At 71.8% G+C, this 25,409-nt stretch carries 27 protein-coding genes and 3 tRNA genes; 9 read left to right on the top strand and 21 right to left on the bottom strand.

All coding sequences use genetic code 11. The annotated features are described in order from the left end of the window. Positions 1-153: 153 nt before the first annotated feature. The 6 genes from ACFYY6_RS02285 to ACFYY6_RS02310 all read right to left on the bottom strand — a co-directional run bounded on the left by ACFYY6_RS02285 (position 154) and on the right by ACFYY6_RS02310 (position 2,387). Positions 154-711, bottom strand: a complete 558-nt coding sequence (locus ACFYY6_RS02285; protein ID WP_389191467.1) for a TetR/AcrR family transcriptional regulator — start codon at positions 709-711, stop codon at positions 154-156. A 247-nt stretch (positions 712-958) separates the two neighbouring features. Then, positions 959-1,387, bottom strand: a complete 429-nt coding sequence (locus ACFYY6_RS02290) for a MaoC family dehydratase (RefSeq protein WP_351521115.1) — start codon at positions 1,385-1,387, stop codon at positions 959-961. Further along, a complete protein-coding gene (locus ACFYY6_RS02295) occupies positions 1,387-1,839 on the bottom strand; it encodes a MaoC family dehydratase N-terminal domain-containing protein (RefSeq protein WP_073786739.1) in 453 nt (150 codons plus the stop codon). Before ACFYY6_RS02295 ends, ACFYY6_RS02290 begins: the two co-directional genes overlap by 1 nt. A gap of 104 nt (positions 1,840-1,943) precedes the next feature. After that, a complete protein-coding gene (gene rpmG / locus ACFYY6_RS02300; protein WP_003956487.1) occupies positions 1,944-2,108 on the bottom strand; it encodes a 50S ribosomal protein L33 in 165 nt (54 codons plus the stop codon). Between the two features lie 88 nt (positions 2,109-2,196). After that, positions 2,197-2,269: transfer RNA gene (locus ACFYY6_RS02305), tRNA-Met, on the bottom strand. Between the two features lie 45 nt (positions 2,270-2,314). After that, positions 2,315-2,387, bottom strand: a tRNA-Thr gene (locus ACFYY6_RS02310). 501 nt (positions 2,388-2,888) lie between these two features. Between ACFYY6_RS02310 and ACFYY6_RS02315 the strand changes: the two genes are divergently transcribed. Both ACFYY6_RS02315 and ACFYY6_RS02320 read left to right on the top strand, forming a co-directional pair. Beyond that, positions 2,889-4,187 (top strand): amidohydrolase family protein, encoded by a 1,299-nt coding sequence (locus ACFYY6_RS02315; protein ID WP_351521113.1) that lies wholly within the window; start codon positions 2,889-2,891, stop codon positions 4,185-4,187. Positions 4,188-4,221: 34 nt separating this feature from the next. Continuing rightward, positions 4,222-4,878: an SDR family oxidoreductase gene (locus tag ACFYY6_RS02320; RefSeq protein ID WP_351521111.1), complete on the top strand. Its 657-nt coding sequence runs from the start codon at positions 4,222-4,224 to the stop codon at positions 4,876-4,878. Positions 4,879-5,005: 127 nt separating this feature from the next. Here the strand turns inward: ACFYY6_RS02320 and ACFYY6_RS02325 are convergent, their stop codons facing one another. Both ACFYY6_RS02325 and ACFYY6_RS02330 read right to left on the bottom strand, forming a co-directional pair. Next, entirely contained in the window at positions 5,006-5,479 is a 474-nt protein-coding gene (locus ACFYY6_RS02325; protein WP_351521109.1) for a DUF523 domain-containing protein, read from the bottom strand. A gap of 91 nt (positions 5,480-5,570) precedes the next feature. Further along, a tRNA-Tyr gene (locus tag ACFYY6_RS02330) sits at positions 5,571-5,652 on the bottom strand. A 216-nt stretch (positions 5,653-5,868) separates the two neighbouring features. On the opposite strand from ACFYY6_RS02330, the gene ACFYY6_RS02335 reads away from it, so the two are divergent. The 4 genes from ACFYY6_RS02335 (at position 5,869) to ACFYY6_RS02350 (ending at position 8,607) form a co-directional block, all read left to right on the top strand. Then, positions 5,869-6,357, top strand: coding sequence for a YajQ family cyclic di-GMP-binding protein (locus ACFYY6_RS02335; RefSeq protein WP_351627618.1), 489 nt, complete (start codon positions 5,869-5,871; stop codon positions 6,355-6,357). A gap of 246 nt (positions 6,358-6,603) precedes the next feature. Continuing rightward, positions 6,604-7,272 (top strand): hypothetical protein, encoded by a 669-nt coding sequence (locus ACFYY6_RS02340; protein WP_386608362.1) that lies wholly within the window; start codon positions 6,604-6,606, stop codon positions 7,270-7,272. A 149-nt stretch (positions 7,273-7,421) separates the two neighbouring features. Next, positions 7,422-7,931, top strand: a complete 510-nt coding sequence (locus ACFYY6_RS02345; RefSeq protein WP_351627624.1) for a methylated-DNA--[protein]-cysteine S-methyltransferase — start codon at positions 7,422-7,424, stop codon at positions 7,929-7,931. 1 nt (position 7,932) lies between these two features. Continuing rightward, the gene (locus ACFYY6_RS02350; RefSeq protein ID WP_351517782.1) at positions 7,933-8,607 is read left to right on the top strand and encodes an alpha-ketoglutarate-dependent dioxygenase AlkB; all 675 of its coding nucleotides are present in this window, start codon (positions 7,933-7,935) and stop codon (positions 8,605-8,607) included. Between the two features lie 45 nt (positions 8,608-8,652). On the opposite strand, the gene ACFYY6_RS02355 is transcribed toward ACFYY6_RS02350, so the two are convergent. Beyond that, positions 8,653-9,264, bottom strand: coding sequence for an SMI1/KNR4 family protein (locus ACFYY6_RS02355; protein WP_388648590.1), 612 nt, complete (start codon positions 9,262-9,264; stop codon positions 8,653-8,655). Positions 9,265-9,376: 112 nt separating this feature from the next. Between ACFYY6_RS02355 and ACFYY6_RS02360 the strand changes: the two genes are divergently transcribed. Next, on the top strand, positions 9,377-9,778 hold the full coding sequence (locus ACFYY6_RS02360) for a YccF domain-containing protein (RefSeq protein WP_351517780.1): 402 nt from the start codon (positions 9,377-9,379) through the stop codon (positions 9,776-9,778). A 113-nt stretch (positions 9,779-9,891) separates the two neighbouring features. Here ACFYY6_RS02360 and htpX read toward each other — a convergent pair whose 3' ends face one another. The 12 genes from htpX to ACFYY6_RS02420 form a co-directional block, all read right to left on the bottom strand. Then, positions 9,892-10,755, bottom strand: a complete 864-nt coding sequence (gene htpX, locus ACFYY6_RS02365) for a zinc metalloprotease HtpX (protein WP_073785361.1) — start codon at positions 10,753-10,755, stop codon at positions 9,892-9,894. A 276-nt stretch (positions 10,756-11,031) separates the two neighbouring features. After that, positions 11,032-11,490, bottom strand: a complete 459-nt coding sequence (locus tag ACFYY6_RS02370; protein ID WP_351517778.1) for an MscL family protein — start codon at positions 11,488-11,490, stop codon at positions 11,032-11,034. A gap of 98 nt (positions 11,491-11,588) precedes the next feature. Then, entirely contained in the window at positions 11,589-13,115 is a 1,527-nt protein-coding gene (locus ACFYY6_RS02375) for an NADH-quinone oxidoreductase subunit N (RefSeq protein ID WP_388648750.1), read from the bottom strand. A 134-nt stretch (positions 13,116-13,249) separates the two neighbouring features. Beyond that, positions 13,250-14,806: an NADH-quinone oxidoreductase subunit M gene (locus ACFYY6_RS02380; protein ID WP_351627737.1), complete on the bottom strand. Its 1,557-nt coding sequence runs from the start codon at positions 14,804-14,806 to the stop codon at positions 13,250-13,252. Positions 14,807-14,833: 27 nt separating this feature from the next. Then, entirely contained in the window at positions 14,834-16,834 is a 2,001-nt protein-coding gene (locus ACFYY6_RS02385; RefSeq protein WP_389191290.1) for an NADH-quinone oxidoreductase subunit L, read from the bottom strand. Beyond that, the gene (nuoK, locus tag ACFYY6_RS02390; protein WP_351517776.1) at positions 16,831-17,253 is read right to left on the bottom strand and encodes an NADH-quinone oxidoreductase subunit NuoK; all 423 of its coding nucleotides are present in this window, start codon (positions 17,251-17,253) and stop codon (positions 16,831-16,833) included. Before nuoK ends, ACFYY6_RS02385 begins: the two co-directional genes overlap by 4 nt. Continuing rightward, the gene (locus tag ACFYY6_RS02395) at positions 17,253-17,840 is read right to left on the bottom strand and encodes an NADH-quinone oxidoreductase subunit J (RefSeq protein WP_386608399.1); all 588 of its coding nucleotides are present in this window, start codon (positions 17,838-17,840) and stop codon (positions 17,253-17,255) included. The genes nuoK and ACFYY6_RS02395 overlap by 1 nt, the downstream gene beginning before the upstream one ends. An 11-nt stretch (positions 17,841-17,851) precedes the next feature. Then, positions 17,852-18,559: an NADH-quinone oxidoreductase subunit I gene (locus ACFYY6_RS02400; protein ID WP_351627741.1), complete on the bottom strand. Its 708-nt coding sequence runs from the start codon at positions 18,557-18,559 to the stop codon at positions 17,852-17,854. Beyond that, positions 18,556-19,524, bottom strand: coding sequence for a complex I subunit 1 family protein (locus ACFYY6_RS02405; RefSeq protein WP_351517775.1), 969 nt, complete (start codon positions 19,522-19,524; stop codon positions 18,556-18,558). The genes ACFYY6_RS02400 and ACFYY6_RS02405 overlap by 4 nt, the downstream gene beginning before the upstream one ends. Continuing rightward, the gene (locus ACFYY6_RS02410) at positions 19,521-20,738 is read right to left on the bottom strand and encodes an NADH-quinone oxidoreductase subunit C (RefSeq protein ID WP_389191470.1); all 1,218 of its coding nucleotides are present in this window, start codon (positions 20,736-20,738) and stop codon (positions 19,521-19,523) included. Before ACFYY6_RS02410 ends, ACFYY6_RS02405 begins: the two co-directional genes overlap by 4 nt. A 113-nt stretch (positions 20,739-20,851) precedes the next feature. Further along, positions 20,852-21,580 (bottom strand): NADH-quinone oxidoreductase subunit B family protein, encoded by a 729-nt coding sequence (locus ACFYY6_RS02415; protein ID WP_351517773.1) that lies wholly within the window; start codon positions 21,578-21,580, stop codon positions 20,852-20,854. Beyond that, positions 21,571-21,972, bottom strand: coding sequence for an NADH-quinone oxidoreductase subunit A (locus ACFYY6_RS02420; RefSeq protein ID WP_073785375.1), 402 nt, complete (start codon positions 21,970-21,972; stop codon positions 21,571-21,573). Before ACFYY6_RS02420 ends, ACFYY6_RS02415 begins: the two co-directional genes overlap by 10 nt. A 194-nt stretch (positions 21,973-22,166) precedes the next feature. Here ACFYY6_RS02420 and ACFYY6_RS02425 point away from each other — a divergent pair, with 194 nt between their 5' ends. Then, positions 22,167-23,411 (top strand): sensor domain-containing protein, encoded by a 1,245-nt coding sequence (locus tag ACFYY6_RS02425; RefSeq protein ID WP_351517770.1) that lies wholly within the window; start codon positions 22,167-22,169, stop codon positions 23,409-23,411. A gap of 426 nt (positions 23,412-23,837) precedes the next feature. Then, on the top strand, positions 23,838-25,193 hold the full coding sequence (locus ACFYY6_RS02430) for a sensor domain-containing protein (RefSeq protein WP_351517769.1): 1,356 nt from the start codon (positions 23,838-23,840) through the stop codon (positions 25,191-25,193). Positions 25,194-25,409 lie beyond the last annotated feature (216 nt).

The raw sequence follows: 25,409 nt of genomic DNA on the forward strand, positions 1-25,409 counted from the left end.
TCGGAAGGGATGGAACCGGGTCGGGCCGGACGGTCGCCGACGGGACCGGGCGAGGCCCGGGGCCGCGCTGTCCGGAAAAGATCGGTGCCGTACCGCCCGAAGGACCGTTACGGACCGGTGGAAGGGGTCGGCGGATCGGCCCGGCGGACGGGTTCAGTTCGAGGGCCCGGGCATGCAACCCGGCTTGGCCAGGTCGTAGAAGCCGGCCCACACCCGGTGCTCGGGCGGGAAGCCGAGCGAGGTCAGGGTGTTGATGAGCATTCCGTACGCGAAGAAGACGGTCGTCTCCTCGATGTCGGCACCGAGGGCGAGATGGACGTCGTCCCACATCCGCAGCCACGCGGCGCGCAGGACCTCGCCGAACTCCCGGTCCCCCGCGCTCACCATGGCGGCGTACATCTGCATCTGCATCCGGAGCTTCTCGGGATCGTCGACGATGAGGCGCTGGTACGCGCCGGCCATCGCCGTAACTGCCGCGTCGCCCTCCAGCCCCTCGGCCGCGTCGGTGAACACCTTCCTCGTGTCCGAGACGCAGCGCTCGGCGGCGGCGAGGAACATGGCCTGCTTGCTGGGGAAGAGGCGGAAGAGATACGGCTGCGAGACGCCGACACGCTTGGCGATCGCCTCCGTGGAGGTGGCGTCGTAGCCGCCGCGGGCGAATTCGGTGATCGCCGCACGGATGACGCTCTCGCGCCGTTCTTCCGCACTCATCCTTGCCATGCCATGAAGTTAGTGTGCAATCACTAACTTGGTCAAGCAGATCGCCCCCGGCCCCCTCTCGGGGAAGCCGGGGCACCACGCCCCGGGACCTCGCGCGTGCCGGCGCCTGGTCCCGGGTCGGCCGGAACGCGGGGGACGCGGGGGGGGGCGGCGAGGGGCACCGCCCCAGGACGGTGCCCCTCGCGCGCTCGCCGGTCCGCGCCCGCAGTTACCCGCCTTCGCGGGCCCGCTCGCCGTCTCAGGCGAGCTGCACCACGGCCCTGGCCATGCCCAGCACCTTCTTGCCCTCGCTCATGGCCGTCAGGTCCACCCGCACCCGCTTGTCGTCGAGCAGGGCGGCCACCTTGGCACCGACCTCGATCAGGGCGCCCTCGTCGTCGTTCGGTACGACGACCGGCTTGGTGAACCGGACCCCGTACTCGACGACCGCGCCCGGGTCGCCCACCCAGTCCGTGACCACGCGGATCGCCTCGGCCATGGTGAACATGCCGTGCGCGATCACGTCCGGCAGTCCGACCTCGCGGGCGAACTTCTCGTTCCAGTGGATCGGGTTGAAGTCCCCGGAAGCGCCCGCGTACTGGACCAGCGTCGCCCGGGTCACCGGGAAGGACTGCGCGGGCAGTTCCGTACCGACCTCGACCGACTCGTATCCGATCCTCGCCGTCATCACGCCTCCTCGGCGGCGCGCGCCACCAGCTTCGTCCACGCGGTCACCACGTGTTCACCGGACGCGTCGTGGACCTCGCCGCGGATGTCCAGGACGTCGTTGCCCGCCAGGGACTTGATGCCCTCGATCGTCGAGGTGACCGTCAGCCGGTCCCCCGCCCGCACGGGACGCATGTAGGCGAACTTCTGGTCGCCGTGCACCACACGGCTGTAGTCCAGGCCCAGCTGCGGATCCTGGACCACCTGACCGGCGGCCTTGAAGGTGATCGAGAAGACGAACGTCGGCGGCGCGATCACGTCGCTGTGGCCGAGCGCCTTGGCGGCCTCGGGGTCGACGTACACCGGATTGGCATCGCCCACCGCCTCGGCGAACTCGCGGATCTTCTCGCGGCCGACCTCGTACGGCGGGGTGGGCGGATAGGTCCGCCCCACGAAGGACTGGTCGAGCGCCATGAGCTCGCTACCTCCTGGTGAAAGATGAAAAAGGCCGAAACAACAGCCCCATACAACGACACGAGGCCGCCCCCATCGGGGACGGCCTCGTGTACGAGCCTGATTCAGCGCGTTTCGCGGTGCGCGGTGTGGGAGTTGCAGCGCGGGCAGTGCTTCTTCATCTCAAGACGGTCCGGGTTGTTGCGCCGGTTCTTCTTGGTGATGTAGTTCCGCTCCTTGCACTCCACGCAGGCCAGCGTGATCTTCGGGCGGACGTCGGTGGCAGCCACGTGAGTGCTCCTTGACGGACGGATGGACGGATGAACGCAAAAAAGAGTAGCCGATCGAAGGACCGACCCCGCAATCGGCTACCGTAAGTAGCGGTGACCGGACTTGAACCGGTGACACAGCGATTATGAGCCGCTTGCTCTACCGACTGAGCTACACCGCTTTGATGACGGATCCCCCCGCCGAAGCGGGGATTCCCGATCACCAGAGCCCCAATGCGGAATCGAACCGCAGACCTTCTCCTTACCATGGAGACGCTCTACCGACTGAGCTATTGGGGCGAGCGAGGAAGACATTACACGCTCGGTCGCCGGTTGCCCAAATCGGTTTGGGCGCCCCGCTCCGAGCAGCCGGCCCACCCGCCCGCCATCCGCCCCGCTCCCGCTTCCCGGCCGCCTGAACAGCGCCTCGGCCGCCACACGGGTCACGGACGTTCCGCCCCGGTGCCACGCACCCGCGGCCACCACCACCCCGTTCCCGGCGGCGCCGACCGGTTCTTCCGCGGCCCCGACAGGGTCATCACCCGCCCCGTGGGCCACGGCGTTCCCTCGGACTCGCCCCGGTAAGCCGGCGCCGCCCCGGGCACCCTTCCTCGGCCCGTACGTCCCCGGAGCCACACCGGTACGACTATTTCGCTCCTCCTCGAACCGGACCGAACACGCCCCTAGGCTCGACTCACTCTGCGTGATCTTCCGCGCTTTCCAGACGCCTCTTCCTCCCCCCTCCCAGCCCTTTGCACCCCCTCGCACCCCCTGCCAGGGACTTCCCGTTCCAGGAGCGCGATGACCGAGAGCCATCCGAGGCCGTCCGACGACCACGCCGACGACCCTGCCGACCCGACCGACGGCCCCGACACCGCCACGACCACCGAGACGAACCCCCTGGTGCTCTGCGGCGCCCGCCTCACCGACGGCCGCGTCGTGGACGTACGGCTCGGCGGCAGCCGTATCGAGGCCGTCGGCACCGCGGGCAGCCTGGCCGTCCCCGGCGCCCGGGTGGACCTGCGTGGCCATCTGCTGCTCCCGGCCCCCGTCGAACCCCACGCCCACAGCGACACCGCGCTCACCGCCGACGGCACGGGCCCCGGCATCCCGGGCCCCGTCTCGCACCGGCCCCAGGACATCCAGCGCCGGGCCACCGAGGCCGCGCTGCTGCAGCTCGGCCACGGCGCCACCGCGCTGCGCGCGCACGTACGGATCGGCTCGGTCCAGGGCCTCGCCTCGCTCGACGCCGTCCTGCGCGCCCGGGACTCGCTGTGCGGACTCGTCGAACTCGCGCCGGTCGCCGTACCCCGGCTGCTCACCGGCGTCGCGGGCGCCGACAACCTGGCCATGCTGCGCGACGCGGTGAAGATGGGGGCGTGCGCGGTCGGCGGCTGTCCCGACCTCGACCCGGACCCGGCGGGCTACGCGGAGGCCGTGCTGGAGATCGCCGCCGAGCACGGTTGCCCCGTCGACCTGCACACGGACGGTGACGACCCGGCCCGGCTCGGACGGCTGGCCGCCGTGGCGGGCGGGGTACGGTCCGGTGTCTCCGTCGGCCCGTGCGCCGGTCTGGCCCGGCTCCCCTCGCAGTCCGCGACCCGGGCCGCGGACCAGCTCGCCGCGGCCGGGGTGACGGTGATCTGCCTCCCCCAGGGCGGCTGCTGCGGGGTGGAGGGCCGGGGCACCGCGCCCGTGGGGCTGTTGCGCGCGGCCGGGGTCCGGATCGCGGCGGGCAGCGGGGCGCTGCGGGACGTCACGAACCCCGTGGGCCGCGGGGACCCGCTGGAGGCCGCCTATCTGCTGTCCTCGCAGAGCGGACTGCGGCCCGCCGAGGCGTACCGGGCGGTCTCCTCGACCGCCCGGAAGGCGATGGGCCTGCCCGAGGTCCGGGTCGAGGCGGGGTTCCCGGCCGAACTGCTCGCCGTGCGCGGGGAACAGCTCTCGGGCGTGCTGTCGCTCGCGTACAGCCGGATCGTGGTGCACCGCGGCCGGGTGGTGGCGCGGACGAGCGCCGTGCGCGAGTACTGCGACTCGGAGACCGTGGTCGCCCTCGGCCTGCCGCGCCAGGGTCGGCCGGATCCGTTCGGCGGGCCCTGAGCACGGCGGCCCGCGGCGGCGTACGGTCGGGAACATGCGCATTGTCATCGCAGGTGGACATGGTCAGATCGCGCTGCGGCTGGAGCGGCTGCTCGCCGCGCGCGGGTACGAGGCGGTCGGCGTCATCCGTGATCCGGAACAGAGCGCGGACCTCCGGGCGGCGGGCGCCGAACCGGTCGTCCTGGACCTGGAGTCGGCCTCCGTGGACGACGTGGCGGCGGTACTGCGCGGCGCCGACGCGGCGGTCTTCGCGGCCGGCGCGGGCCCGAACAGCGGCGCGCCGCGCAAGGAGACGGTGGACCGCGGAGCGGCGGTGCTGCTCGCGGACGCGGCGGAACGGGCAGGCGTTCGGCGCCTGGTCGTGGTTTCGTCGATGGGTGCCGATCCCGATCACCCGGGCGACGAGGTCTTCGACGCGTACCTGCGGGCGAAGGGAGCGGCGGACGCGTACGTGCACTCCAGGACCGCGCTGGACTGGACGATCCTGCGCCCCGGCATGCTGACGAACGACGCGGGCACCGGGCTGGTCCGTCTGGCCGTCTCGACCGGCCGCGGACCGGTGCCGCGCGACGACGTGGCGGCGGTGCTGCTGGAGCTGCTGGAGACCCCCGCGACGGCGGGGCTGACGCTGGAGCTCGTCTCGGGGAACGTGCCGGTGGCGGTCGCGGTCAAGGACGTGGCGGGCAACTGACCCCGGCTGCCCCGGCCGGCCCCACCGCCGTCCGTGGCATCGACGGGAACCGCGTGCGGCGCCCGGGGCACGCGGACCGGCGGCGCCCGCGTACAGCGCTCCGGACCACGCGGACCGGCGGGCGCCCTCAGTCGCGCGGGGCCGGGCGGACGGTGATGCCGTGGCGCTCCAGCAGCGCGGCGGTGACGCCGTCGCCCTCGCGGATCCGGCCCGTGAACGTGCCGTCGTAGACCGTGCCGCGCCCGCAGGAGGGGCTGCGGCTCATCAGCAGCGCCTCGGCGCACCCGGCCCCGCGCGCGACCTCCAGCGCGCGTTCCGCGCCGTCCACGAACTCCCGTGTTACGTCGCACCCGGTGTCGTCGACGACGCGGGCGCGGCCCTCCAGCACGTCGTGCCCGTCGCCGCCGACGATCTCCGCGGGGCGGCGCGGGGTGGGCAGTCCGGCCGCCACCTCCGGGCAGAAGGACACCGGCCGACGGTCCCCGATGGCCTCGGTCACCGCGTCGGACGCCTTGCCCCGGCCGTCGAAGCGGCATGGCACACCGCGCAGACAGGCGCTGACCAGTACGGGTGCGGATACGGACGCGGATACGGGTTCCATGCTCACGACCTTGGCAGCAGGCCCGCAGGACAGGCCGACGGGCCACGGAAACGAAGAAGGCCCCTGTCTTGTGGACAGGGGCCTTTTCCTGTGGCGGCGCCAGGATTCGAACCTGGGAAGGCTGAGCCGGCAGATTTACAGTCTGCTCCCTTTGGCCGCTCGGGCACACCGCCTGGGATCGTCACCTTCGAGAACCGCTTTTCGGCGGTGCTCCCTGGCAACGACGTAAACGATACCCGATGCCCGGGGGTGCTCCGCCACCGGATTGATCAGCGGCTCGATCGGGTGCGGATGGCTAGGCTTTGACCGGCGGGGCGGGGCCGGGAGGCCCGCGACCGCCCCCGTACGTACCCGTTTCCCAGCACCCCCGATCCAAGGAGCCACACGTCATGGCCGACTCCAGTTTCGACATCGTCTCGAAGGTCGAGCGGCAGGAGGTCGACAACGCCCTCAACCAGGCCGCCAAGGAAATCTCGCAGCGTTACGACTTCAAGGGCACCGACGCCTCGATCGCCTGGTCCGGCGAGAAGATCCTGATGTCGGCGAACGGCGAGGAGCGGGTCAAGGCGATCCTCGACATCTTCCAGTCCAAGCTGATCAAGCGTGGGATCTCGCTCAAGGCGCTGGAGGCGGGCGAGCCGCAGCTGTCCGGCAAGGAGTACAAGATCACCGCCTCGATCCAGGAGGGCATCTCCCAGGAGAACGCGAAGAAGGTGGCGAAGATCATCCGCGACGAGGGCCCGAAGGGTGTCAAGGCTCAGGTCCAGGGCGACGAGCTGCGGGTCAGCTCGAAGAGCCGGGACGACCTCCAGGCCGTCCAGGCCCTGCTGAAGGGCAAGGACCTCGACTTCGCGATCCAGTTCGCGAACTACCGCTAGTGCCGCGACCGGAACGGTTCACCGGCTCGCGACAAACCCTTCCGGCCGCAGCACTAGCCGAATCCGCTGCTGGAGCAGGGTCATCACCTGCGAAGGCACCGGTTCTCGGCGTCCGTTTCCCGGTCGGGGAGGGCGCGTCGGGGCGGCACGGAGTTCTCCGGTCGCCGCCCCCGGCGCGCCCTCCCCGACCGCCGCTGTCCGGCCGTTCGGCCGCATCGCGCCGCGGCCGCATGCCAGGCTGGGGGGATGTCCTCCGAGTCCACCACCCCCGACGGCCGGCACACCCCGGCCAGACCGACGCCGCTCGCGGGCGGTGAGGTCTTCCGAAGCCCGGATGCCGGGACGGTGACGGTGCTGGACTTCTGGCGCTACGCGATGCCCGATCTGCGGACCAACACGACCCGGGGCCTGCTCGCGGAGTTCCTGGTCCACCGCGCGGTCGGCGCCGAGCAGCGCAACGCGGAGTGGGAGAGCTTCGATGTCCTGGCACCGGACGGGCTGAAGATCGAGGTGAAGACCAGTGCCTATCTCCAGGCGTGGGGGCAGCGCCGACTGTCGGAGATCCGTTTCTCCCGGCTGCGCGGGCGGATCTGGACGCCCGAGGACGGCGATGCCGCGGAGCAGTCCTACAACGCCGACGTCTACGTCTTCGCACTCCACACCGCGCGTACCCACGCCGCCTACGACCCGCTCGACGTCGGCCAGTGGTGCTTCCACGTCGCCTCCCGGGCTGTCGTGGAAGCCACGGGGCAGGCCAGCCTGGGCCTGACCTCCGTACGGAGGCTCTGCGGCGAGCCCGTCGGCTACGGGGAGCTCGCGGAGCGGATCAGGGGCTGTGCCCGTCGGCCGCTCCCGTTCCCCGGTGCCACCACCGAGGCCGTCGACACCGCCGAAGCCGCCCCTGTGGATGCGTGACGGCGGCGGGTGACGGGTGACGGGTGGCGGCCTCGGTCCGGCGCGATGTCCGAATACCGCCGGTCGTGGTGCGGCCGCGGACGCAGACTGGTGAGCGCCGGACGATGATCCTGTCGGCTCCGGCACGACAGGCGCGGAGAGGACGAGCCATGACCATGTACGCGACGGTCGACAGCCCGCTGGGTGAACTGCTGCTGGTCGGCGAGGAGACCGCCGACGCGGCCGGAGGGGTCGCGCTCGCCTCGCTCTCCCTGCCCGACCAGAAGGGCGCCGCGGTCGTCCGGGACGACTGGGTCCGCGCGCCGGACGCCTTCGAGGGGATCGCCGCACAGCTGCGGGAGTACTTCGCGGGGCGGCTGACCCGTTTCGACATCGTGTACGCCGACGGCGCGGGCACGGACTTCCAGCGCCGGGTGTGGGCCGCGCTCGACACCGTCCCGTACGGGGAGACCGTGTCGTACGGGCAGGTCGCCGAGCACGTCGGGGCGTCCGGAGCGGGTGTGCGGGCCGTGGGCACGGCGATCGGCCGCAACCCGCTGCTGGTCGTGCGGCCGTGCCATCGGGTGATCGGCGCGGACGGGGCCCTGCGCGGCTACGCGGGCGGCGTGGAGCGCAAGGAACGGCTGCTGAGGCTGGAAGGCGCCCTGGCGGTGCGCTGACATGTCCGGGCTCTTTCCCAGACCGCGGGCCGTCGTGGCGCCGGGGGCCGTGCACGTGCCGGAGTGGCTGTCGCCCGCACGTCGGCGGGAGCTGGTGGCCGCCTGCCGGGAGTGGGCGCGAGGGCCGGTGCCGCTGCGGCACACGGTGCTGCCGGGCGGCGGTGTGATGTCGGTACGGACGGTCTGCCTGGGCTGGCACTGGCAGCCGTACCACTACTCGCGTACGGCCGACGACGTGAACGGCGCGCGGGTCGCCGCGTTCCCCGACCGGCTCGCGGAGCTGGGCCGGGAGGCACTGGTGGCGGCGTACGGGGACGAGAGCCGCGCGCGGGCGTACGCGCCGGACGCAGCCCTCGTCAACTTCTACGACGGAGCGGCGCGGATGGGCATGCACCAGGACAAGGAGGAACGGTCCGGTGCCCCGGTGGTGTCGCTCAGCATCGGCGCCACCTGCGTCTTCCGCTTCGGGAACACGGAGAACCGGGGAAAGCCCTACACGGATGTGGAGTTGGCCTCCGGCGACCTGTTCGTCTTCGGCGGGCCGTCGCGCTTCGCCTTCCACGGCGTACCGAGGATCGTCCCCGGGACGTCCGATCCCGCGTCGGGGCTGGGCCACGGCCGGCTCAACCTGACCCTGCGCGAGACGGGACTCGACCCGCTCGGCCCTTCCGGATAGTCCGGGCGTTCCGCAGGGCCCGAGGAACGGACGGCCCGAGGAACGTCAGGGGCGCGTGGCTCTCCCGGCGTCGGCGGACACCGCGCCGTCGGCCACGGGTCGTATGCGGGTGCCGAAGTCTGGCCAGGGCTCCATGTCGGCTTCCTCGTCCTCCGCCTCCTCGCAGTGCCACGCTGTGCCGTCCAGCCAGGCGTGCAGCCACTGGGCGAGATCCGGCTTGTCCACGTACCAGGCGAGCTCCGGCTCGCCGACGTTCGGCTCGAAGAGCAGGACCGTGGTGCGCTCGCTGCGGCAGTCCACGCAGGAGTACATCCCACAGCCCAGGCTGCATATCGGCAGCACGCCCTCCGGCCACGGCCACGCCCCCTCCTCCGCGTCGTCCCGGCGCAGCGCGAGGTATTGCGCGACGGCGGACTCCTCCCCGCCGGGCGTCCGGTCGCCGATCAGCGGCAGGAAGCCGTACGCAGGCCCGAAGCCGCCGTTGGCCGTCCGGGTGTACAGCGCGGTCAGCAGCGGCGGCAGGGGGAAGCCCAGGGCGGCCTCGGCCCGCTCGACGCCCTCGGCGGACAGGGGCGCCGGAAGGGGGTACGCCGCCCAGCGCGGCCCGGTGCGCGCGGTCTTCTCCACGGCCGCCAGCAACTGCTCGATGTCCATCATGCGTTCATGGTGAGTGACGGCACTGACAATCGGCGGAGCGGTGGTCCGGGCCGTCGGCCGGGACCGGCGGCGAAGGGCGCTGCCGGACGAAACACGTGGAAGGCTGGGAAACATGAAGCTGCTGCAACTGATCCTGAACGTCCTGTGGGTGGTGTTCTGCGGGTTCTGGATGGCCCTCGGATATCTGGTGGCCGCGCTCATCTGCTTCGTGCTGATCGTGACGATCCCGTTCGGCATCGCGTCCCTGAGGATCGCGGGCTACGTCCTGTGGCCGTTCGGGCGGACCACCGTGGAACGGCCCGACGCGGGGGCGCCCTCGTTCGTCGGCAACGTCATCTGGCTGGTCTTCGCCGGGTGGTGGCTGGCGCTCGGACACCTGCTGACCAGCATCCCGCTGTTCGTGTCGATCATCGGCATCCCGTTCGGCTGGGCGAACCTGAAGCTGATCCCGATCTCCCTCATGCCACTGGGGCGCGAGGTGGTGCCGACCGACGAGAGGTTCGGGGCGCGGTAGCGGTCCGCACGGAAGCAGAAGCCGGAATGGAGAAGCAGAAGCCGGAATGGAACGGAGGCGGTTCGCGCGGAGCGCCTCGTGCGTCCCGGGGCCGGTGCGCGGGACCGACGGCCTCACGGGCGGCGGCCCGCCATCTGTTCCAGGCGGGCGATGCGCTCCGCCATCGGCGGGTGCGTCGAGAACAGCTTGGACATGCCCTGACCGGGGCGGAAGGGGTTCGCGATCATCATGTGGCTCGCGGTCTCGATCCTCGGCTCGGGAGGCAGCGGGAGCTGCTTCGTGCCCGCGTCGAGCTTCCGCAGGGCACCGGCGAGGGCCAGCGGGTCGCCGGTGAGCTGGGCACCCGAGGCGTCCGCCTCGTACTCGCGGGAGCGGCTCACGGCCAGCTGGATGACGGAGGCGGCGAGCGGGCCGAGGATCATGATCAGCAGCATGCCGAGAATGCCGGGGCCCTCGTCGTCGTCGGACCGGCCCACCGGGACCAGCCAGGCGAAGTTGACCAGGAACATGACGACGGAGGCGAGTGCCCCGGCGACGGACGAGATCAGGATGTCGCGGTTGTAGACATGGCTCAGCTCGTGCCCGAGGACGCCGCGCAGCTCTCTCTCGTCGAGGATCTGGAGGATGCCCTCGGTGCAGCAGACCGCCGCGTTGCGCGGGTTTCGGCCGGTGGCGAAGGCGTTGGGGGCCTGGGTCGGGGAGATGTAGAGCCGGGGCATGGGCTGCCGGGCGGCCGTCGAGAGCTCGCGGACCATGCGGTACAGCCCCGGCGCCTCGAACTCGCTCACGGGCCGGGCGCGCATGGCCTTCAGCGCCAGCTTGTCGCTGTTCCAGTACGCGTAGGCGTTGGTGCCGACGGCCACGAGGAGCGCGACGATCAGGCCCGTACGTCCGAAGAAGCTTCCGATGACGATGATGAGCGCGGAGAGACCGCCGAGAAGTACGGCGGTCTTCAGCCCGTTGTGCCGGCGGTGCACGGTACGCCCTCCAAGTGGTGCGGCAGGGGAACCCTTTGCTCGGTGGTCTCCACTTCCCCAGTGGAGCCTCCCGTACGGGTCAACGCCAGGCGAGGTGAGCTAGTTCCCTTGTGCGTGCCGCCGCGGGGCGGGGCCGGGACGGGGCGCGCGGTCCGGGCGGGCGCTGCGCCGTACGGATGGCGGGGCCGTGCGCGCCTCGTCACCCGTGTCCGTACTGTGCCGTTCCGCGCTCCCGGGCGGGGTCCGTGCCGCGTCCGGGAGCCGTGTCCGGGCGGGTCAGCGCTGGGTGGGGAACCCGGCGACCGCGAGGGCCTCGGGGTCCGGCTCGATCTCGCTGGTGCAGTGGGCGCAGCGGGAGGCGATGGCCGGGATCTCGGTGTAGCAGCGCGGGCAGTCGCGGACGGCGGCCTTGATGTCGACCTTCTCGTCGGCCTTGGAGAAACGGTTCTGGACCTTCGCCATCGGCACGACGACGCCGAAGTAGAGCACCGCGGCGGTGATCAGGAAGGCGATGGCTGCGGCCAGGAACTTCCCGTACGGGAAGACCGTGCCCTCGATCGCGAACTCCGCGGAGCTGAAGTCGCCGACCGAACCGGTGGCGAGGCCGATGAGCGGGGTGATGAACGCGGTGCTGAATCCGGTGACGACGGCGGTGAACGCGGATCCGACGGCCAGACCGATGGCCATCGAGATGATGTTTCCGCGCAGGATGAAGTCCTTGAACCCGTTCAGCACTGCTTTCGCTCCCTCTGGGACCTGGGTGTGTTGTCGCGATGTGCGGCCCTAGACCTTGCCCTGTGCGGACCGTCCCGGGCAAACCGATCTTGGGTAGGTCAGAAGAGGCCGACGGCGGCGAATTCCAGGATGGTCTGCGGGACTCCGGAGAGCACGATGCCCGCGACGGCGGTGAGGGCGATCGCGAGAGTGACGGGGAGCGGGACATGGTGCCCGGTGGGGGCGGGTGCGGCCGGGCCCACGGCCGGTGTCCTTCCGGCGGGCCGGTCCGGGACCTCGTCCGCTGCCCGCTCCGGGGTGCGGAAGAGCACCGCCGTCCACCGCAGGTAGTAGTACAACGCGATCACTACGTTGACGGCCATGACGACCGCGAGCCAGCCGAGCCCCGCGTCGACGGCGGCGGAGAAGACCGTGACCTTGGCGAAGAGGCCGATGATGCCGGGCGGCAGACCGGCCAGGCAGAGCAGGAAGAAGGCCATCGCGAGGGCGGCGAGAGGGCGGTCGGCGTAGAGGCCGCGGTAGTCGGAGAGCCGGTTCCCGGGATGGGTACGGGCGACGAGCGCGGCGACCGCGAACGCGCCGAGGTTCACGACGGCGTACATGAGGGCGTACGCGACGGTGGAACCGACGTGCCGGTCGCTGGCGTACGCGGCGGCGGCGACCGGCACCAGGAGGTAGCCGGCCTGGCCGACGGACGACCAGGCGAGCAGGCGTACGGCGCTGCGGGCGCGGTCGGCGTTCTGGCGCAGGGCGGCGACATTGCCGACGGTCATGGTGAGTGCGGCGAGCACGGCGAGGGCCGGTCCCCAGACGTCCGCGTACGCCGGGAAGCCGATCACTGCGACGAGGATGAGGCCGGAGAAGCCGGCCGCCTTGCCGACGACCGAGAGGTAGGCGGCGACCGGCAGGGGGGCGCCGACGTAGGTGTCGGGGACCCAGAAGTGGAAGGGCGCGGCGGCCGTCTTGAAGGCGAAGCCGACGAGGGTGAGGACGACACCGGTCTCGGCGAGCGTGCCGAGCTGCCCGGGCACGTCGTCGAGACGGGTGGCGAGTTCCGTGAGGTGGAGGGTGCCGGTGGCCGCGTACACGAAGCTGACGCCGAGGAGCGTGACGGCGGTGGCGACGACGGAGGACAGGAAGAACTTCAGCGCGGCCTCGGAGGACCGGCGGTCGCCGCGCTTGAGGCCGACGAGGGCGAAGGCGGGCAGCGAGGCGACTTCGAGGGCGATGACGAGGGTGGCGAGGTCGCGGGCGGCGGGCAGCAGCACGGCGCCGGCCGCGGAGGACAGCAGCAGGAACCAGAACTCGCCGGCCGGGAGCCTGCGGGTGTCGTCGAGCGAGAGCAGGGCGGTGAGCAGGGCGCCGACGAGGACGAGGGCCTGGATGGCGAGGGCGAAGTGGTCGGCGGTGTAGCTGCAGGCCCCGCTGGCGCCGGTGCCGGTGGCGGCCGGGGTGAGGCAGAAGGTGGAGCGGTCGCCGTCCCGCAGCGGAACGAGGAGGGCGAGGGCTGCGACGAGTCCGGCGAGGGTGATCAGGCCGAGGACCTGCTTGCGTTCCCTGGGCAGGAAGAGGTCGGCGACCAGGACCACCAGGGCGGCGGCCGCGACGACGACGGGAGGCGCGATCGCGAGCCAGTCGACGGACTGGACGAGGCTGGTGGTGCCGTCGGCGGCCGTGGTGACGAGACCGGTGCCGCCGTGGGTCGCGGCGGCGGCGAGGCCGGGCGCGGTGGTGACGGCGCTCAGGGCGGCGGCTGTGGTCACGACTTGCCTCCTGCGAGGAGCTTCTGCACGGCCGGGTCGGTGAGGCCGAGGAGGACGGCGGGCCACAGGCCGGCGAGGACGGTGAGGGCGACGAGCGGGGTCCAGGTGGCGAACTCGTACGCCTGGACGTCGGCGAGTCGCGGTTCCTCCCGCTTCGCATCGGTGTCGCCCATGCAGACGCGGCGTACGACGATCAGCATGTACGCGGCGGTGAGCAGGGTGCCGAACGCGGCGATCGCCATGAAGGTGAGGAAGGCGGGGCGGCTGAGTCCTTCGGCCGGGGCGAAGGAGCCGAACAGGGCGAGCATCTCGCCCCAGAAACCGGCGAGGCCGGGCAGGCCGAGGGAGGCGATCGCGGCGAAGGCGAGGAGACCGCCGAGGCGCGGCGCCCGGCCGTAGAGCGCGGCCCCGGTCGCGCCGGAGAGGGTGTCGAGGTCGGCGGTGCCGTAGCGGTCCTTGACGGCACCGACGAGGAAGAACAGCAGGCCGGTGATGAGGCCGTGGGCGATGTTCGCGAAGAGTGCGCCGTTGACGCCGGTGGGGGTCATGCTCGCGATGCCGAGGAGGACGAAGCCCATGTGTCCGACGGAGGAGTACGCGATCAGCCGCTTGAGGTCGCCCTTGGATCCGGGGCGGGCCAGCGCCAGGCAGGCGAGCGATCCGTAGACGATGCCGACCACCGCGAAGGCGGCGAGGTAGGGCGCGAAGGTGTGCATGCCGTCGGGGGCGGCGGGGAGCAGGATGCGGACGAATCCGTACGTGCCCATCTTCAGCAGGACACCCGCGAGCAGCACCGAGCCGACGGTCGGGGCGGCGGTGTGGGCGTCGGGGAGCCAGCTGTGCAGCGGCCACATCGGGGTCTTCACGGCGAGCCCGATCCCGATCGCCAGAACGGCGATGACCTGCACGGACGTGGTGAGCCCACGGCCGTTGTCAGTGGCGAGTGCCACCATGTCGAAGGTGCCGCTCTTCAACCCGATGAGGAGCAGGCCCAGCAGCATGATCACCGAGCCGAGGAGGGTGTAGAGGATGAACTTCCAGGCGGCGGCCTGCCTGCCCGCACCGCCCCAGCGGGCGATCAGGAAGTACATGGGGATGAGCACCATCTCGAACGCCAGGAAGAACAGCACCAGGTCGAGGACGGCGAAGGTCGCGAGGGTGCCGGATTCCAGGGCGAGGACGAGAGCGACGAACGCCTTCGGGGAGGGGCCTTCCGGCTTCTTGAAGTAGCTGTACAGCGCACAGAGGAAGGTCAGCAGCGCGGTCAGTACGAGGAGGGGGAGCGAGATGCCGTCGATGCCCAGGTGGATGCGGACGTGGAGCGCCGGGATCCAGCTGATGTCGGTCGTGGCCTGCATTTTCGACGGATGGTCGTGGTCGAAGCCCGCGGCGAGGAGGAGCGTGGCAGCCAGTACCGCCCCGGTGACGGTCACGCCGTGGCGGAGCACGGCCTGGTCGGGGCCGGTGCCCTTCAGTCCGGGCGGGGCGGGCAGCAGAGCGGCCACGGCGCCGACGAGCGGGGCGAGAACGACGAACGCGAGAAGGAACTGCATCACGGATTCACTGATATCGATCACGGCTCACGACCCGGCGTTGACGTTGGCGAAGACGACGGCGGCGATCGCCAGGACCAGGGAACCGGCGAGCAGCGCGCTGAGGTAGGTCTGCACGTTGCCGGTCTGGGCGCGGCGTACAGCGGCGCCGAGCCAGCGTGCTCCGGTGCCGGAGCCGCGTACGTAGGTGTCGACGACCTCGCGGTCCAGGAACCCGACCAGGCCCGCGGCGGCCCGCACGGGGCGGACGAACAGGGCCGTGTAGAGGGCGTCGAGGTGGAAGCCGGTGGCGGCGTGGCGGTGGAGCGGGCCGAGCAGGAGGCGGCCCGGGTCGGCCGGGTCGGGGGCGTCCCCGGCGGTGCCGTAGGCGGCGGTGTGCGCGGTCAGCGCCTCGGCCTCGACGAGGGCGGGTTCGGCGTCGGGGTGGGGGGCGACAGTGCCGACGGCGGTACGGGCGGCGAGTGCCGAGGTGTGGCGCCAGGCGCCGTAGGTGACGAGGCCACCGACGAGTCCGATGCCCGTGGAGAGGACGGCGGTGGTGAGGGAGGGGGTGAGGCCGTGGTCGTCGAACCAGTCGCCGATCGCGCCGACGGTCAGCCCGAAGGCGATGGTGGGAACGGCCAGGACCCACAGGACGGTGGTCATCGCGACGGGCTGGCGGCCGTGGTCGGGGGCCTCGGCACCACGGCCACGGAAGGCGAGGAGCCAGAGGCGGGTGGCGTACGCGGCGGTGAGGGCCGCGGTGAGCAGTCCGGCCACGAGGACGGTCCAGCCGGCGGCGGACGGGGCGACGTGCCGGTCCCCGAGTGCGGTGTGCTCGGCGGCGACGAGGATGGCTTCCTTGGAGAAGAAGCCGGAGAACGGCGGGATGGCGGCGAGCGCGAGCAGGGCGACGGTCATCGTCCAGTAGGCGTCCGGGATGCGCTTCGCCAGACCGCCCATGCGCGACATGGCGGCCAGTGAGTTGGTCCCGGCGGCGTGGATGACGACACCCGCCGCGAGGAAGAGGACGGCCTTGAACGCGCCGTGCGAGAGGAGGTGGAAGACGGCGGCGCCGCGGTCGCCGACGGCCAGGGCCCCGGCCATGTAGCCGAGCTGTCCGATCGTCGAGTAGGCGAGGACGCGTTTGATGTCGTCCTGGGCGAGGGCGGCGAGGGCGGAGCCGGTCATCGTGACCGCGGCCATCACGGCGAGGACGACGAGGGCCGCGCCGGACTGGGCGAAGACGGGAAGGAGCCGGGCCACGAAGTAGATGCCGGCCGCGACCATCGTCGCGGCGTGGATCAGCGCGGAGACGGGGGTGGGGCCGGCCATCGCGTCGGGCAGCCAGGTGTGGAGGGGGAACTGCGCGGACTTCCCGGCGACACCCGCGAGGAGCAGCAGGGCGATGAGGGTGGGGTGGTCGAGGCCGCCGTTCGCGACGGCGCCCAGGATGCGGGTGATGCGGAACGAGCCGGTGTCGACGGCGAGCGCGAACAGCCCGATCAGGAAGGGGACGTCGCCGAGCTTGGTGACCAGGAACGCCTTGAGGGAGGCGGCGCGGGCCTCGGGCGTCTCCCAGTAGTGGCCGACGAGGAAGTACGAGCAGATGCCCATGATCTCCCAGCCGACCAGGAGCACCATCAGGTCGCCGGAGTAGACGACAAGGAGCATCGCGGAGGTGAAGAGGGAGACGAGGGCGGTGTACGAGGGGTAACGGGGGTCGTCGCGCAGGTAGGCGGTCGAGTAGATCTGCACGCAGGTCGCGACGAGCCCGACCAGGACGGCGACGAGGACCGCGAAGCCGTCGAGGTGCAGGGCGAGGTCGATCGGCACGGACCCGGTGGGGGTGAGCCGGGTCGCCGCGTCGACGGCCGGCCCGCCGCCCTGACGCGAGGCGACGACGACGGCGAGCAGGAAGGCGGTGAGGGTGGGCAGTACGGCGAGGGGGCGGACGAAGCCGGGCGCGATGCGTCCGGTGAGCAGACCGCCCGCGGCGCCCAGGAACGGAAGGAGGGGGACGAGGACGGCGAGGGTCGTGATGGTCACGGAGTGGCCTCTGCCTTCTGTGCCTTCCCTGCCGGAGCAGTGGCCTGGTCTGCGGTGTCGTGGTTCCCGTCGGTGCCGGGGGGCGGCTCGTCGGGGAGCGTCTCGGCGGCATCGGTCTCGGCGGTGTCGCGGAGACGGTCGATGTCCGAGGTGCCCCGGTTGCGGTACACGGCGAGGACGATGGCCAGGCCGATGCCGATCTCCGCCGCCGCTACGGCGATGGTGAAGAGGGTGAGGGCCTGTCCGGCGTGGAGGGTGTCGCGGAGCCAGACGTCGAAGGCGACCAGGTTGAGGTTGACGGCGTTGAGCATCAGCTCGACGGACATCAGGACCAGGATCGCGTTGCGGCGGGCGAGCACCCCGTACAGCCCGGTGCAGAAGAGGAGGACGGCGAGCACGGCGGGGTAGGCGAGGTGCATCAGCTCTGCTCCTTGCCGTGCTTGCGGGACAGGACGACGGCGCCGACGAGGGCGGCGAGCAGCAGGACGGAGAGCGCCTCGAACGGCAGCACCCAGTGCCGGAAGAGGGACACACCGGTCACTTCCGTTGAGCCGCCGACGGGTCCTTCGAGGTCGATCCAGGTGGTGCGGAAGGCGTCGACGACGATCCAGACGAGCGTGCCCGCGGCGGCCGCCGCGACGCCGAGGGCCACCCGGCGGTTGCCGGAGTCGGCGTCCGGGGAGCGGCCGATGGGCGCCTTGGTGAGCATCAGCCCGAAGAGGAGGAGGACGACCACGGAACCGACGTAGATCAGCACCTGCACCCAGGCGATGAACTCGGCGGTGAGCAGGAGGTACTCGACGGCGAGTCCGCCGAGGGCCACGACGAGCCAGAGGGCGGCGTGCACCAGCTGCCTGGTCGTGACGGTGACGAGGGCGGCGCCGAGGGTGGCGATGCCGACGAGCACGAAGGCGATCTCGACGCCGGTCGGGGAGAGGAAGCCGGAGGGTGCGGAGGGGACGGAGGGAAGGGACTGGGCGGCCCCGGCGGCGGACTGGGCCGCGATGGCTGCGAGTGTCACGCCTCACCCTCTTCTTCCTTCTGTTCCTGCTGGCCCTTCTGTTCCTGCCGGCCCTTCTGTTCCGTCCGGTCCTCGTGGGCCCGCTGGGCTTCGGCGGCCTGCCGCGTCTCGGCCGTCTGCTGGGCTTCGGCGGCCTGCCGGGCCTCGGTGGCCTGCTGGGCCGCCTGCGCTTCCTTGGCGCGCTGGGCCTGGAGCTTCTCCGCCGTCTTGCGGGCGGCGGCGATCTCCTTCGGCTCCTCGGCTGCCGGGTCGAGCGCGGGCGGTTCGGGCACCGTCCACATCCACTCGCGGAGCTTGTCGCGCTCGTGGGTGAGTTCGAGGATGTCCGTCTCGGCGTACTCGAACTCCGGCGACCAGAAGAGGGCGTCGAAGGGGCACACCTCGATGCAGATGCCGCAGTACATGCAGAGCGAGAAGTCGATCGCGAAGCGGTCGAGGACGTTGCGGCTGCGCTCGCGTCCGCCGGGGGCGGCGGCCGGCACCGTCTCCTTGTGGGAGTCGATGTAGATGCACCAGTCCGGGCACTCGCGGGCGCAGAGCATGCAGACCGTGCAGTTCTCCTCGAACAGCGCGATCACGCCGCGGGACCGGGGCGGCAGCTCGGGCTGGACGTCCGGGTACTGCGCGGTGACGTTCTTCCGCGTCATCGTCCGCAGGGTGACGGCCAGGCCCTTGGCCAGGCCGGAGCCGGGAACGGCCATCAGTTCATCGCCACCTTCACGATGCCGGTGAGCGCGATCTGCGCGAGAGCGAGCGGGATGAGCGTGGTCCAGGCGAGCTTCTGGAGCTGGTCCTCGCGGAGCCGGGGGTAGCTCACCCGCAGCCAGATGACGACGAAGGCGAGGACCGCGGTCTTGAGGAGCGTCCAGAACCAGCCGAGCCCGTCGGCGCCGAACGGACCGTGCCAGCCACCGAGGAAGAGCACGGTGGTCAGCCCGGACAGTACGACGATGCCCGCGTATTCGGCGAGCAGGAACAGCGCGAAGCGCAGCCCGGTGTACTCGGTGTACGCGCCGAAGATGATCTCCGAGTCGGCGACCGGCATGTCGAAGGGCGGGCGCTGGAGCTCGGCGAGTCCGGCCACGAAGAAGACCAGCGCGCCGGTGATCTGCCAGGGCAGCCACCACCACTCGAAGGCGTCGAGGATGCCCGGGAGGGAGACGGTCCCGGCGGCCATGGCGACGGAGGCGGCGGCGAGCAGCATCGGCAGTTCGTACGCGAGCAGCTGGGCGGCCGTGCGCAGTCCGCCGAGGAGGGAGTACTTGTTGGCCGAGGCCCAGCCGGCCATCAGCGAGCCGAGCACGCCGACGCCCATCACGGCGAGCACGAAGAAGATGCCCGCGTCGACGACCTGCCCGACCGCGCCCTCGCCCGGGCCGATCGGGAGGGCGACGAGGACGAGGAGGTACGGGAGCAGCGCGACGGCCGGTGCGAGCTGGAAGACGCGGCGGTCGGCATCGGCCGGTACGACGTCCTCCTTCTGCGCGAACTTCACGCCGTCCGCGACGAGCTGGGCCCAGCCGTGGAAGCCGCCCGCGTACATGGGTCCGAGCCGACCCTGCATATGGGCCATCACCTTGTGCTCGGTCTGCCCCACGACGAGCGGGAGGACCATGAACGCGACGAAGACGATGACGAGACGGAGGGCGACGTCGAGTACGTCGTTCACGCGGTATCGCCTCCGTCGGGACGGTCGGGGGTTTCGGGGCTCTCAGGGCTTTCGGACGGGGTGCCGGGGAATTCGGGCGCGGCGGAGTCGGGCGACGCGTCGGTGCCGAGCGATGCGGCGGAGTCCGACGACGCGGCGAAGTCCGGTCCCTGGGTGCTTCCGGGGGCGGACTCCGAGGCGGTTCCGGGTTCGTCGAAGGCGGGACGGGCGTGGTGCCAGGGCGCGTCGCTGCCCCCGGCCCTCGGCTTCGACGTCGCCGGGCCGGTCGGGGTTGCCGGGCCGGTCGGGGTTGCCGGGCCGGTGGGAGCCGGTGCCGGATCGGTCGGCGCCGGGCCGGTCGTCGGCTTCGGTGCCGTGTCCCGGGCGGGCGCCGCGGGCGCGGCCGGGACGGTCGTGCCCGGCTCGGCGGCGGCCGGCCGTTGGCTGGCGGAACCCTGGGACGCGCTGCGGGTACGGCGCGGGCGGGCGGCAGGCACGGCCTCGGCGGCCCCGGCCGACGACGCCTCCGCCGTCGGCCGGCCGGCCGAGCCCTCGCTCGCGCTGCGGGTACGCCGTACGGGACGGTCGCCCGCCGCGCGCGCGGTGCGGGCGGGGCGGGAAGGGGCGGGCGGGAGCTGGCCCTTCAGCGGGCCCCACTCGTTCGGGTCGGGGACGCCGGGCGGCAGCATCGTGCGCCGCTTCGGGCCGCCGTGTTCCGACTCGCCCGGCTCCTTCGCGCCCGGCCACGCCTTGGCGACGCGGGCGGCCAGGACGAAGTCCTTTCGCAGCGGGTGGCCCTCGAACCCCTCGGGCAGCAGCAGCGGCACCAGATGGGGGTGGCCCTCGAAGCCGATGCCGAACATCTCGTGCGTCTCGCGCTCGTGCCAGGCGGCGCCCGCGTAGACGTGGACGGCCGTGGGGAGCGACGCGGCGTCGTGCGGAACGGTCGTACGGACGAGGAGCCGCCGGACCACGCCCGGTGCCAGGGCCGCGACATGGGCGCACACCCGGAAGCCGGTGCCCGGCTCGTCGACCGCGCTCAGCCAGTCGAAGTAGCTGCAGCCCAGCCGGTCGCGGGCCGTTTCCAGGGCGGTGGTCCAGGAATCGGCGGGCACGTCGACGGTCAGCAGGTCGTACGCCAGCTCGGCCGTCGCACCCTCGCCGAAGAGTTCGGCGGCGGCGGTCGGCAACCGGTCGTAGGCGGTGGGGTCGTACGCGTCCCGCCCGGGGGCCACACGCTCCTCGTCGGCCCCGCGGTTCTCGGGGGCGCGGCCCTCGTGGTCGCGGTTCTCGGCCCCGCGGTTCTCGGGGGCGCGGCCCTCGTGGTCGCGGTTCTCCGCTCCTGCGGTCACTTCCGCTCCTCCCCCGGTACCGGCGGGGCGGTGACCAGGCCGCTGCGCAGCGCGGCGGTGGAGGGACGGCCTCCGCCCGTTGCGTACCGCTCGCCCAGCGACTCGCGGGCGATCTTCTCCTGGAGCTTGAGGATGCCCTGGAGCAGTGCCTCGGGCCGGGGCGGACAGCCGGGGACGTAGACGTCGACCGGAATGATCTGGTCGACCCCCTTCGTCACGGAGTACGAGTCCCAGTACGGGCCGCCGCAGTTGGAGCAGGCGCCGAAGGAGATGACGTACTTCGGCTCGGGCATCTGCTCGTACAGCCGCTTCACGGCCGGGGCCATCTTGTCCGTCACCGTGCCGGAGACGATCATGAGGTCGGCCTGGCGGGGGCCCGGGGCGAACGGGATCACACCGAGCCGGATGAAGTCGTGCCGGGCCATGGAGGCGGCGATGAACTCGATGGCGCAGCAGGCGAGCCCGAAGTTGAAGACCCAGAGGCTGTAGCGGCGGCCCCAGTTCAGGACCACCTTCATCGGCTCGGGCGCGAGCCGGGACAGGACGCCGAGCCGCTTGGGCTCCGGCAGGAACGCAGGAACGGGCTGCGGTTCGGTCCCCGCCCCGTCGTCGGTCGGCACGACGCCCGACCCGTCGGCCGGTGCGGCACCCGTCCCGGGCGCCGATTCCGTTCCCGGACCCGCTCCGTGCCGGTGCTCGGGGGGCGGAGGGCTCGTCACGTCCATTCGAGGACGCCCTTCTTCCATGCGTAGAGCAGTCCTACGGCCAGGAAGCCGAGGAAGATGAACATCTCCACCAGGGTCGTCGCCCCGTATCCGGGAGCGGCGAACACGGTCGCCCAGGGAAACAGGAAGATCGAGTCGACGGCGAAGATCACGTACAGGAAGGCATACACGTAATAACGGACCTGCGTATGCGCCCATCCTTCACCCACCGGGTCCACGCCGCACTCGTACGTCAGGAGCTTTTCCGGGGTGGGCACGACGGGGCGCAGCAGCCGCCCGGCACCGAACGCGACGGCGACGAACAGCACGCCGATCACGGCGAGCATTCCGACCACCGCGTAGCCGTGGAAGTAGTCCGACGCGAGAACGGTCGGTTCCGGCAGATCCGCCACGTCCGTCCCTCGCTCCCTCGATCGATCCGTTCGGCGATGCTGTACGCGGTCGCGCGCAGTTTGTACGCACGGGAGTCTAGGCCCTGTTAAAGGGAGGGTAAGCAGCCGCGTCGGACAACGGGTGGGGTTATCCCTACTTCACGCCACCCATGAACCCCATGGCATGCGCGGCCCCCGCCCGGCAGGCTGGGGGCATGACCATGAGCCCCCTGGTGCCCGCCGACGACGTTCCGCCGCCTGCCCGCTTCGCCCTCGACCGGTGGACGTGGAAGGAGATCGCACACCTCCTGGCGGACCTCCCCATGGCCGTGGCCGGATTTGTTTACGCGGTGTTCATGATCGGGGTCGGTGTGGGGTTCTCGGTCACGGTGGTCGGGCTGCCGCTGCTCGCCGCCGGTCTGCACGGAGCGCGCCTGATCGGCAGGGCCGAGCGGGCCCGGGTGCGGGCGATGCTCGGGGTGCACGTCGACGAGCCCAGCCCGGTGGTACTGACCCGCACGGAACAGGGGTTCTTCCCGTGGCTGTGGTCGAGCCTCAAGGATCCGGTGGGCTGGCGGGCGGTGCTGTACTCCTTCATCCGGCTGCCGTGGGGAGTGCTCACCTTCAGTGTGACGTGTGTGAGCTTCTTCCTGTTGTGGCCGGTGCTCCCCTTCATCACGCGGTTCCTCACCAACGTGGACCGGATGATGGCTCGCGGGCTGCTGTCGCCCTCGGACGAGCTGGAGCGGCGGATCGCGGAGCTGGAGTCGGACCGGGGGGTGGTCGTGGACACCGCCGCCGCCGACCTGCGCCGCATCGAACGCGACCTCCACGACGGCGCACAGGCCCGACTCGTCGCCCTCGCCATGGACCTCGGCCTCGCCAAGGAAAAACTCACCCACGACCCCCAGGCCGCCGCCCGCATGGTCGACGAAGCCCACGGCGAAGTGAAAACCGCCCTCCAGGAACTCCGCGACCTCGCCCGGGGCATCCACCCCGCCGTCCTCACCGACCGCGGACTCGACGCCGCACTCTCCTCCATCGCCTCCCGCTGCACCGTCCCCGTCACGGTCTCGGTGGATCTGCCCGCACGCCCGGCGGCGGCGATCGAGGGCATCGCCTACTTCACGGTCTCGGAGCTGCTGCAGAACGTCAGCAAGCACAGCGGGGCCCGAACGGCCTCGGTCGAGGTGTGGCGAGCCGGGAAGCGGCTCATGCTCCAGGTCACCGACGACGGCCGCGGCGGGGCTCGGCTGGACGGCGGTACGGGCATGGCCGGGCTGGCCGAACGGCTGGGCGCCGTCGACGGGCTGTTCGTCCTCGACTCGCCGGTGGGCGGCCCCACGACGGTCACCGCGGAGCTGCCCTGGCGGGACCGTGAAGAGGGACGGGGCCAGAGTGGCCAGGGCCGGGGTGGTCGCGGCCGGGGTGGCGCGGCGGCCTCCGCCGAGCGCGCCTGAACGCAACCGAACCCGGGTCTGAACTCAGGTGAACGCGCCGGGCGCCCTCGGCGCGCTCACGTCGCGTTCACGGCGCGCTCTCTGCGCGCCCAGGTCGGAAGCGGTACGGAGGACCGGTCACCACGGGGCCGGTCCTCCGCGCCGTCATGGTCGACATCCCTCGGGGGTGGGGAAAACCCCCGTCCGAAGAGGGATACCGCCCTCATGGTGGGCGCGTCCTCGGCCCAGCACTCTTGGACTACGGCCACGAGAACGACCACAGCCACAGGAACCACGGCCACGAGCGCCTGTGCCGCCGGCCTGCCACCCCGGCAGACCGCCGAATACGCCACCCCAGCAGGCCCCAGGCGCCGGGCCCCCGGGCCGCAGACCGCAGACCGCAGACCGCAGACCGCCGAGCAGAACGAGAAGAAACGGACACCATCCATGGCCACGGCATACGGACCTGACTCCCGGGACCACCAGCGGTCCGGAGCCGGCTTCGGGGACCACGCCCCGGTGCGGCACTTCCTGCCCCCAGTGCTGCGCGCGCCCTTCGAGGGCAGGACCCTGCGGGAGCTCGGCCATCTGTCGCTGAGCCTGCTGATCAGCCCGGTCCTGTTCGCCTTCGCGGTCAGTTTCACGGCTGCGGGGATCGGGACGCTGATCACCTTCCTCGGCGTGCCGATCCTCGCCGGCGCGCTGGCCATGTGCCGGGGCTTCGGCGCGTTCGAGCGGGTCCGGGCGCGCGAGATGCTGCACCTGGACGTCGCGGACCCGGAGCCGGTGCGCGGCAGGACCGGCAGCCTGATGTCCTGGATGGGCGCGGTCCTCAAGAGCGGGGCGTCCTGGCGCCACCTGCTCTACATGCTGCTGCACCTCCCGTGGGCGATATTCGCCGGTACCGTCTCGCTGACGTTCTGGGTGACCGGGTGGGCCGTCTTCACCTACCCGCTGTGGCAGTGGGTGTTCCCGTCGTACGTGGGCACCGGCGGCATCCAGCTGTACGGCGACGACCACCACCAGGTCTACCTCGACTCCCCCTTCGAGCTGGCCGCGACGAGCGTGTGCGGTCTGGTCCTCGTCCTGTTCACGCCGTGGCTCATCCGCGGTCTGGCGAGTGTGGACCGGCTGATGGTGGCGGGGCTGCTCGGTCCGTCCCGGCTGGCCACCCGCGTCAGCGAGCTGGAGTCGGACCGGGGGGTGGTCGTGGACACCGCCGCCGCCGACCTGCGCCGCATCGAACGCGACCTCCACGACGGCGCACAGGCCCGACTCGTCGCCCTCGCCATGGACCTCGGCCTCGCCAAGGAAAAACTCACCCACGACCCCCAGGCCGCCGCCCGCATGGTCGACGAAGCCCACGGCGAAGTGAAAACCGCCCTCCAGGAACTCCGCGACCTCGCCCGAGGCATCCACCCCGCCGTCCTCACCGACCGCGGACTCGACGCCGCACTCTCCTCCATCGCCTCCCGCTGCACCGTCCCCGTCGCCGTGGAGGTCGACCTGGCGTCCCGGCCCGCCCAGGCCATCGAGGGCATCGCCTACTTCACCGTGTCGGAGCTGCTGCAGAACATCAGCAAGCACAGTGGCGCCCGGTCCGCCTCCGTCGACGTGTGGCGAGCCGGGAACCGCCTGATGCTCCAGGTCACCGACGACGGCCGCGGCGGCGCCGATCCGTCCTCGGGCAGCGGGCTCGCCGGTCTGGCCGAACGGCTGGACGCGGTGGACGGGGTGCTCGTCGTGGACTCCCCTACGGGTGGTCCGACGCGGATCACGGCCGAGCTTCCCTGGCGTGGCTGAATCCGTTCGTAGCGGTCCGCGCGCACCCATGGCCTGGAAGCGATAGCGGCCCGCGTGCGGAGGCCCGTGGCGCACATCCCCCGCGCCATGGGCCTCCGCACGCCGTGCCCCCGCGCACGCCCTCCGTGTCCCGTCGTAACCCCGTCGTACGCCCCTCCGTATCCCGTGCTCCCGCACCACGGCCTTCGCATCCCCTGCTCCCGGCCGCCGCGCAGC

It is taken from the genome of Streptomyces sp. NPDC001750 (assembly GCF_042892615.1).
Taxonomy (GTDB): Bacteria; Actinomycetota; Actinomycetes; order Streptomycetales; family Streptomycetaceae; genus Streptomyces.